The sequence below is a fragment of the Streptomyces sp. S3(2020) genome (assembly GCF_013044505.1).
Lineage (GTDB): Bacteria > Actinomycetota > Actinomycetes > Streptomycetales > Streptomycetaceae > Streptomyces.
Genome location: NZ_JABERD010000539.1, coordinates 1 through 936, shown reverse-complemented (window position 1 = coordinate 936; position 936 = coordinate 1). Strand labels below are relative to the sequence as shown.

Annotated in this window: 1 protein-coding gene; it reads right to left on the bottom strand. The window is 68.7% G+C overall.

The window, feature by feature from the left end:
- Positions 1–936: endonuclease (locus HLK59_RS50200; RefSeq protein ID WP_171148357.1), on the bottom strand; the 936-nt coding region annotated here is incomplete at both ends.

The following is a 936-nucleotide window of genomic DNA, read 5'->3' as shown; positions in this document are numbered from 1 at the left end:
GTGACGTACTCGCCGCTGGCCAGGGTCAGGGAGGAGGCGGTGCCGCCGGTGCCGCCGTGGGTGAGCGTGGTGCCGTTGGACAGGGTCACGCTCATCTGGTCCACGCGGGAGCCGGCGCGCAGGGCGATGGTGGTGGCGCGGGCGGCGGCGGGCACGCTGTCGATGTCGTTGTAGTAGTCGCCGTGCGGGCCGCCGAACTGGTCGCTGAGCTGGAAGGCGGTGTTGCGTGACCAGGTGAAGCTCGCGGTGAGCGGGTCGTGGTCGGAGAGCATCAGGCCGTCGTCGGTGAGGAACTTGGAGTGCTCGTTGTTGTACGAGGTGGCGTTCAGGGAGACCAGCTTGCTGCCCCGGTAGAGGATCTTGTCGACGACCTCGCAGGTGTTGGGCACGGTGGTCCCGGTCTGGTCGCAGACCAGGGCGTCGCTGCCCTTGGCGGGCGCGCTGCCGCCGCGGATCAGCTTGACCCAGGCGTCGGTGAGGCCGTTGGCGGCGGCGAACTCGGCGATGGTGTCACCGGTGCGGGTGTAGCGGGTGTTGGTGTCGCCCATGACCACGACCGCGTTGCCCGCGGAGTGGGTGGCGATGAAGTCGGTGAGCTGGCTGAGGTTGTCGGCGCGTGCGGCGAGGTCGTCGGCGTTGGTGCCGGCGTTGGTGTGCAGGTTGTAGAAGTCGACGTACACGCCCTCGGAGAGGCGCTCGCGCATGAAGGTGAAGCCCTTGGGGGTGAGGCAGTCGCCCGAGCCGTAGGTGCAGGTGTTCCACCCCACCCGCTCGAAGTCGTCCTCGTCGTAGGCGATCTTCGAGAGTGTGTTGAGGCCGCTGCCGATGCCGGCGCCGCCGCTGGTGGCGGTGCGGTAGGGGTGTGCGGTGTCGGCGGCGTAGAGGTAGGCGTGGTAGTTGAAGTCCTCCTGGGCGTGGACGATGTCGTACGGCGCT